Annotated in this window: 6 protein-coding genes; 2 read left to right on the top strand and 4 right to left on the bottom strand. The window is 58.2% G+C overall.

Annotated features, from left to right (window positions below; genetic code table 11):
• The coding region (locus B5X73_RS20410; RefSeq protein WP_139382871.1) for an integrase core domain-containing protein at window positions 1-304 on the top strand (304 nt) is incomplete at its 5' end.
• Window positions 305-2,103: 1,799 nt separating this feature from the next.
• Here B5X73_RS20410 and B5X73_RS20395 read toward each other — a convergent pair.
• Window positions 2,104-2,316 (bottom strand): hypothetical protein, encoded by a 213-nt coding sequence (locus B5X73_RS20395; protein WP_139382870.1) that lies wholly within the window; start codon window positions 2,314-2,316, stop codon window positions 2,104-2,106.
• A 1,109-nt stretch (window positions 2,317-3,425) separates the two neighbouring features.
• Here B5X73_RS20395 and B5X73_RS20830 point away from each other — a divergent pair.
• Window positions 3,426-3,608 (top strand): hypothetical protein, encoded by a 183-nt coding sequence (locus B5X73_RS20830; protein WP_139382868.1) that lies wholly within the window; start codon window positions 3,426-3,428, stop codon window positions 3,606-3,608.
• 785 nt (window positions 3,609-4,393) lie between these two features.
• Here B5X73_RS20830 and B5X73_RS20375 read toward each other — a convergent pair.
• The 3 genes from B5X73_RS20375 to B5X73_RS20350 form a co-directional block, all read right to left on the bottom strand.
• Window positions 4,394-5,191, bottom strand: a complete 798-nt coding sequence (locus tag B5X73_RS20375; protein ID WP_139382867.1) for an IS3 family transposase — start codon at window positions 5,189-5,191, stop codon at window positions 4,394-4,396.
• A 20-nt stretch (window positions 5,192-5,211) separates the two neighbouring features.
• Window positions 5,212-5,553, bottom strand: a complete 342-nt coding sequence (locus B5X73_RS20370; RefSeq protein WP_303048760.1) for a DUF1153 domain-containing protein — start codon at window positions 5,551-5,553, stop codon at window positions 5,212-5,214.
• A gap of 2,239 nt (window positions 5,554-7,792) precedes the next feature.
• A partial coding sequence (locus tag B5X73_RS20350; RefSeq protein ID WP_079523079.1) for an integrase core domain-containing protein occupies window positions 7,793-7,947 on the bottom strand: 155 nt, incomplete at its 5' end.

Raw genomic sequence — 7,947 nt, 5'->3', positions numbered from 1 at the left:
CAATGGCCCGGAATTCGTCGCCCTCGCACTCGCGGAGTGGGCAGAACGCAACGGCATCAAACTCGACTTTATCGAACCCGGAAGGCCGATGCAGAACGGCTTTATCGAGCGCTTCAACGGCAGCTTCCGGCGTGGCGTTCTGGACATGCATGTCTTCCGAAACCTGAGCGAGGTACGCGAGCAGGCCGAGACTTGGCTTGCCGATTACAACGGTGAGATCCCTCACGACAGTCTCGGTGGCCTGACGCCTGCCGAATTCAGGCAGCAGAACGATCCGGCCGCCTCGGGTTATGGTTGGAACTAATTAACGGGGAGTCGACAACTGCACCGCTGAAGGGCTTCTTGCTCTGCTGACCACTTACTCACGGCCCCTGTGACTATGCCTGCACGCCCCGAGGGAGCGACCGCGACAGCCCCCATCGACGCTCCCAATGGCCAACTGGAGCAAATGGGGAAGTTTGGGCCGGGAGTTGATCGCTCCCCTGGTAGTACGGGGACGCCGGTTGCGTTGGAGGTATACAACCGGGATTGCCGCCGCCTGGAATGCCGGGTGCGCACTGTGCCCAGACTGCATCGCTCAAAAATAGCGTGATTGTCAGTAGCAGGACTTTCGTAAGTTTCAGTCGACTCCGCCTCACCCTGTTGGAACTCCTTGAGTAGGCGTAGTTTCCGCAAGCGCGTTATAGGGGCTGAAATTGCTCTCAAGGCTTGCAGAACCATGTTGCTGATGTCGTCGGTGGTGCCGATGCTGGCGAAGGCTCTCGTTCTGAAACACTGAAGCCACGCGCGGGCGCGCTGCGGAAGACTTGTTTCGGTTTGCGTGCTCGTCAGTAGCGCCTTAAGCCCTTGCGCTGAGGCCTGTAGCAACCGCGCCAAATGGACTTGGACAAGGAGTGGCCACAGGCCTAACGTCGAGAACAGGCCAACACAGTTGTTCGCGCAACCTCTTACTGAACGCGTACAGGATTTGCGCATAGCGTAGATGTCACCTCGCAATCTTTGCTGTTACCGCATTTGCGAAGAGCTCGCGCAGATGCTTCATTAGTATCTGCCGCCGTGGCTGGATAGACCAATCCACCGCTTGTTTTCTGAGCGATTGCGGCGCACTGGTTAACGAACGACACGGTGACCTCACACTGTGTTCCACCGGAATGTTCGCATCTTTGCATCGCCAGTTGGATAGCATCGTCTTTCGACGCTCCCTTGTAGGCACCGCCCGCCGCCCCGTTTTGATAGTCAATGGCGATCGCACCCCAGCGGTCCTCCCACACTGGAGCAGGACCTGCGTTGGGAGGCGGAAGATTCGGATCGCCTGGTTGCGCGTACGGGGAGCCCGGTGCTGTTGGAGGAATGCACCCTGGATTGCCGGCGCCAGGAATTCCGGCGCCGCATTGTGCCCATGCTGCCAGAGGTGAAAGCAGTACGAATAACAGCGCGGCTCGGCAACCGTTCCGCATCATTTCATGTCTCATCTGATGTTTTCTCCGCTTGATCGTCCGGATCTACTGAACGCGGACAGGAAGTGCGCACTGGCTATAAAGAATTCTGCATGTTCGCTCATCCCCGCATTTCGCCATGACTCGCGATTCCGCGCGAGATTTTGTAGCTGCAGTCGCGCTGCTAAAGATGCCCTTGGCCGACTGTGTGATGGCGGCACATTGGTTGTAATACGTGAGTACGACCTCACAATGCGTTCCTCCTTGACCCTCACAGTCTAAAAGTGCGGCTCGGCTCGCGCGTTCTTCAGTAGGGCTGTCTGAAACGGACCCGCTCGCGCTTGCTTTGTAATCCATCGCAACGGCGCCCCACCGATCCTCCCATACCGGTGGAGCAGCCGCCGGGGGTAACTCGCCCGAAGCTGGCGTCTGCCCATAGGGTGAGCCGGGAGCGGTGGGCGGGATACAGCCCGGATTTCCGGCACCGGGTATTCCGGGAGCGCATTGCGACCACGCCATAGGAGCGTAAGCAAGGAATGCATAGGTAATCAGGACGAATTTCATCATGCTTGATCGCGATCCGTTGTGCGATATTTAGTGGTATTTTCAGCGGATATAGCACTGCCTGCCGCATGTACGCCGCCCATCTGCGCTTGCTGCCTCTGCGTCAAACGCGAATTCGAGTTGTCCTGACCTCGCGGAGGTGGGCGGCGTACCCCGAATTCCCCACACCCATCCTGCCCTGAGCCATCGCCTGCTGATCCTGATCAGAAAGCTGCGAGTCCATGTTACCGAACGACGAATACGACGCAAACTGCCCCAGCGTGCCCTGGAAAAATGCTGCGGCCATCGGTGGCGCCATGACAATCAGCGTCGACAACAGAAGGCCTGCGCCTCCTGCTGCAAGGCCACGCTGTTGATACCGTCTGTGCTGCCGATATTGTCGAACGTCGCGAGGTACTTTAGCGCGCTTACGAGCACGACGGTCAGGAGGTGCGAGTGAGCTCGCGGTGTCTATGCCGCATACCAACTATCTCCCAATAGTACCTTGGCCTGCTCAAAGAGCAGGCGGATTGATGGGATAGGACCTAAACCAACGACGAAGGCCAAGGTGGCCTTATTTAGTAGCAGCGCGTCGGCTGTGGCGACGTTCTCCATTTGGGCGAGGTCGTCGTATGGACTGGAACGGGCTGGTACGGTCTGCCGTTTGGTTTACTGCTCGATACGGCGCGCGAGGTACCTTGGCGGCATTCCATCACGAAAAGCGGATTGGTATGACCGTGCGTTAAGCGCCCATATCAGTTCACTCGAACGGCATATGTACACACGTTGTACAGGACGCGGCAGTGGCTCTTTCCGCATCGGTTTAGTACCCGAGCGGTCGCCTCAGTAGCGTCGGCGGCGGTGGCGCTGCTAATCACACTGCTGCCCGGTTCCTGAGCGACCGCTGCGCATTGGTTAACGAAGCTGACGACTATTGTGCAGTGGCCGCTGCTGCCACCTGATTCGACGCATCGCTGCGTCGCAACCTTTAGCGCTTCGCTCTTTGAGGTGCCGTCGATGTCGCCACCAGCAGCTCCATTCATACGATCTATCGCGATAGCTCCCCATCGATCCTCCCAGATAGCTGGCGGCGCGGGTGGCGCAACAGCTCCGGTCTCGCCCGGTTGACCGTACGGTGATCCGGGAGCACTCGGAGGTACACATCCTGGATTGCCGGCCCCCGGAATTCCCGGGGCACACTGTCCAAAACTTAGCGGGGAGTAAGCGATCATAAGAATCGCAAATAACCTAAGAGATGTCATGAACGGAATGATCAATCACAATTTGGCGAACGATATTTAATAGAGTCGGCTTGCGCAACCTGTGAGCTGTTTCCCAGATTATTTCCGATATTCAGATTCTGCGCTGCATTCGCACGATATCCACTGGAGTCACCCCCTCCGTCGCCCGAAGTGCGCACAGACGGCATATACCCGGACCCCCGACATGCATCCTACCCTGAGCTATCGCCTGCTGATCCTGCCCCCCCCGGAGCTGGGATCCGACGTTACCGAACGACGAATACGACGCAAACTGCCCCAGCGTGCCCTGGAAGAACGCGGCGGCCATCGGTGGCGGCATGACAAGCAGTGTCGACAAAAAGAGACCGACGCCGCCCTGCTGCAGTAATTCGACGATAGTGATCCGACCTGGATCTCAGGCTTTTAGCGTACGGGGTGGGGGACACTGCACTTGCTATAGATCACGTGGCAAGTCGTTCCTGATTTGCAACCATCCAATGCGCGGCGCTCCGCCCGTTCCTGGGTCGCACCAGTGTTACCGTTTATTGCACCGCCACCAGCCTCCTGGACCATGGCGGCGCACTGATTATTAAAAGTCGCCAACACTTTACAGTTGCTTCCACCGTTCCTCCGGCACATATCCAGTGCGATACGTTCTGCTTCGCTCTTCGTATCCCGGTCCTCTACCGTTCCACCTCTGTTTTCTGCGTCCATAGCTATCGCGCCCCAACCGCCAACCCAGTGCACGGCAGGCGGGGCGTTAACGACCGGCGCGTCTCCAGCTTGATGGTAAGGAGAACCCGTTGCTGTTGGAGGCATGCACCCTGGATTGCCGGCGCCGGGAATTCCGGCTCCGCATTGTGCCCTTGCTGCCAGAGGTGATAGCAGTACGACTAACAGCGCGGCTCGGCAACCGTTGGAAATCATTCCATGTCCCATCTGATGTTTTCTTCCGTTGACCGTTGAGATCCACTGAACGCGGACGGGCAGTGCGCACTGACTGTAAGGAAATCTGCATGTCCGCTCGTCCCCACATATTGTCACGACTCGCGATTCCGCACGAGATCTTGTAGCTGCTGTCGCGCTGCTGAAGATACCCTTGGCTAACTGCGTGATAGCGGCACACTGGCTGTAATACGTGAGTATGTAATGACCCACCACTTCCTGCACAGGTCAGGCCGCTAAAGCATACGCTTGAGCGGGTGTTTTCATCTTCAGCGCCTGATGGGGTCGCTGATGGTTGTAGAAGTGGATCCAGTCGCCGATCGTGCGCATCGCATGGGTCAGGCTTTCGAAGCGATGCCGGTGCACGCACTGCTCCTTCAAGGTGCGGATGACCCGCTCGACCATGCCGTTTTGCTGCGGGCAATGCGGCGTGATGAACTCCTGTTGCAGCCCGTAGCTACGTACCAGGCTGGTGTACTTGCGACTGGTAAAGACCAGGCCGTTGTCGGATCGAAGCAAGAACGGCGCATTGACCCTTCCCAGCGTGCCGAAGCGACTGATTAAGGCCTGCTCCAGCGCGCCGGTGGCGGTTCTGGCCTTGCCACTGCGCGACAAATGCCAGCCAAGAAGTTCGCGGGTATGGCAATCGATGACCAACGCCAAGCTGAGCCAGCCGTCCTTGCCACCCCAGACCCGGCACAGATCCGTCGACCAGCGCTCGTCCGGCCGGGTGGCGACCGAGGGCAGTGCCTGGATACGTGGACGCTGGCCAATCGGCCGTTTGCGCACCTGCCAGCCCTTGAGCTGAAAGATGCGCTGGACCGTGTTCTTGTTCATGCCAAGCAGGCCTGCGACGGTCCGGTAGCCGAAGGACGGCTCCGCTTCGATGAGGGCTTTCACGGGTGCGGCGATCGCCTCCTGGATCTTCGGCGGCGCCTTGATCGAACGGTAATAGACCGTCCGCCTCGCCACGCCAAACCAGTGGCATAGCTTGACCATGGAGACCTCGAAACCATCGGCAAGCAATCCCTGCTGAAGGGAGACCATCAGGTCTCGTCCTTGCCCAGCAGGGAGCTCAATTTTTTTCGTGCGCGCAGCTCCAGCATGGCTTCGCCGTAGGCTTCCTGGAGGTCTTTCAATTGACGCTCGTACTGTTCGCGGACGTCTTCTGGTTTGGCCCGCAAGGCGTTTTCCATGCCGCGCTTCGCATCTTCAACCCACCCTTCGATCTCCGAAGGCGGCAGATCAAACTGGCGACTGGCTTCGGATATGGACGTCTTGCCCTGGATCACTTCCAGGACCAATGCCGACTTGCGGCGGGCTGTCCAGCGCTTAATTTCTTCTTCCATCACGATGCTCATGGGGGTGCTCCCTTGGGAAAGTAACACCTGAGCAGGATTTCAGTGGGTCATTACAAGTACGACCTCGCAATGAGTTCCGCCTTGCTCCTCACATTGTAAAAGCGCCCTCCGGCACAAGATATGCGGGAAGCATACTGCGACCATGCCAAGGCCCGTAAGCAAGATAAACGAGGGTGATTATGAAGTTTTTCTTGCCAGCTCGCGATTCGTCGTGCGGTACGTAGTTGACTCTGATGCGGCCAACTTCTTGCAACCTTTTGACGGACGAGGCGCGGCGGACACTGCGAGGCGTTAGTCGACTCTCTCAGCGAGGCTGCAGGCACTGTAGACGATTTGGCACGAAGCCGTATCTCCACACTCTTCCTTGGCAGCAGCCTTGGCGACTTCAAGGCTCGGACCGCTAGCACTTCCCATCACTCCTCCCGTGGATCGCTGAGCGACGGCGGCACATTGATTGCGATACGCGACGGAAATGGCGCAGGCCTGCCCTCGGTTCTCGCGGCATTGGTCCAAGGCCTCACGCTTTGCCTCGGCCTGCGTCTTCATGCCTGTCGATACCCCGGCGCTTCCAGTGCTGGCATCCAGGGCCACGGCGCCCCAGCGTTCTGACCATCGCGCTGTGGGAGGTGGAGAGCTAGACGAGGACGAACTGGCATCTCCCTGTTGGCCGTAAGGGGAGCCAGGTTGCGTCGGAGGAATGCATCCCGGGTTCCCGGCGCTCGGAATGCCGGGAGCGCACTGCGCCCAGACAGCATTGCTGGCAAATAGAGTGATTGTCAGTAGCAGGATTTTCGTAAGTGTCACTCGACCTCGCCTCGCCCGGTTGGAGCTCTCTGAGTAGGTGTAGTGTCCGCAAGCGCTTTGTTAAGAGATGACATTGCCCTAAAGGCTTGCAGGACCATGCTGCTGATGCCGTCGGTGTTGCCGATGCTGGCGAAGGCTCTCGTTCTGAAACACTGAAGCCACGCGCGGGCGCGCTGCCGGAGACTTGCTTCGGTTTGCGTGCTCGTCAGTAGAATCCTTGGCCCGGGCTTTCTGCTTGGGGATGAGTGATGCTGCGCCATGCCAGCAATCGCTACTGCACGCGAACAGGCAGGCTGCACGAAGAGTAGTACGAATGGCAGTTATCTTGACCAGAACGCAAGCACTCTTTCATCGCGCGCTTCGTTGCCTCGGTTTCGCTCGGTGCGGATTCGATCTTTGTGCCGCCGCTGCCAGCAACCAATGCAATGCATTGATTTCTAACGGTTCCCATACTTTTGCATGTTTCATCTCCGTCAAGGCGGCAGTCCGCGATAGCAGCATCTATCGCCTCGCGCTCTGTTTTCTTTCCGCTTGAGCCACCAGCGATTTGCCCTGAGTCGGTAACTGCCAACGCACCTCATCGATCCTCCCAGCGCTCGCTTGGGCCGGATCGTGGCGACTGCTGGGTACTTCCGGGGATGGGCACGCATGTCTGCCATCCTTGCCCCGACTGGGGATATTGGCCTGGAGGACAGCCACCCTCGGCATGTGAGTAGCCAGACGCACATATGAGCAAGAAAATGGCGGCCATAGCCTTCGTCATCGATCTTTCCATGTGTTATGGGATTGCATTTATGCCCTCGACGTCTTCACGTCATCGTTTTAGCGACGGCCCCAACGGTTGTGTTGCACGCCCCCCATGCATCGTGGCCTGCATTTGCTGATTAGGGTTTCCTGCTCCGACGCTGTTAATTGGGGTGGAGGCGTAGACCGGTGCGCCCGGCGGCTGCCCCTGAGGCCCCGGTCGACTACCCGCACCCTGGAACACCGGCTGATTCCCCATCAACGTGCTCAGTCCACGCTAGACCCAGAACGTGATGCTTACCGGTAGGGCCCATTCCCTGATTATGCGGTTCTCGAGCGATCGGTCTCCTCGTTCAGGACAATCCTTGGATCTTAGGATATGTCATGATCGCTGGACGGGTAAGCTGCAGGCCGAGTAATACACACGACAGTTCGTGTCGCCGTTATTGCAACTATGCTTGGCCTTATTCTCAGCCTCTTCCTTTGTGCCGCCGGATCCGGTGGTGAGTAGCGAGTCTCCGACTACCATCGCAACGCAGCCATTACCGTATGAGATTGCGACAGTGCAGTTGGTGCCGCCTTTCGATTTGCAATCGTCCAAGGCGAGTAGTTCCGCCGCTTTCATTGTGTCCGCGTTAATCGATGTTCCGAGAACGCCCTTCCCTGAATCGGTGGCAATCGCTTGCCAGCGCGAATGCCAATGTCGACTCCCCGTTAATTAGTTCCAACCATAACCCGAGGCGGCCGGATCGTTCTGCTGCCTGAATTCGGCAGGCGTCAGGCCACCGAGACTGTCGTGAGGGATCTCACCGTTGTAATCGGCAAGCCAAGTCTCGGCCTGCTCGCGTACCTCGCTCAGGTTTCGGAAGACAT

This window comes from Luteibacter sp. 22Crub2.1, assembly GCF_900167995.1.
In the GTDB taxonomy this organism is placed as follows: domain Bacteria; phylum Pseudomonadota; class Gammaproteobacteria; order Xanthomonadales; family Rhodanobacteraceae; genus Luteibacter; species Luteibacter mycovicinus.
The sequence above is the reverse complement of the archived record's forward strand: the minus strand, read 5'-3'. Positions and strand labels throughout refer to the sequence as shown.

Bases quoted from the DNA above. Each gene is read 5' to 3' on its own strand.
- B5X73_RS20830 (WP_139382868.1), top strand. From the start codon at position 3,426: ATGCATCCTACCCTGAGCTATCGCCTGCTGATCCTGCCCCCCCCGGAG.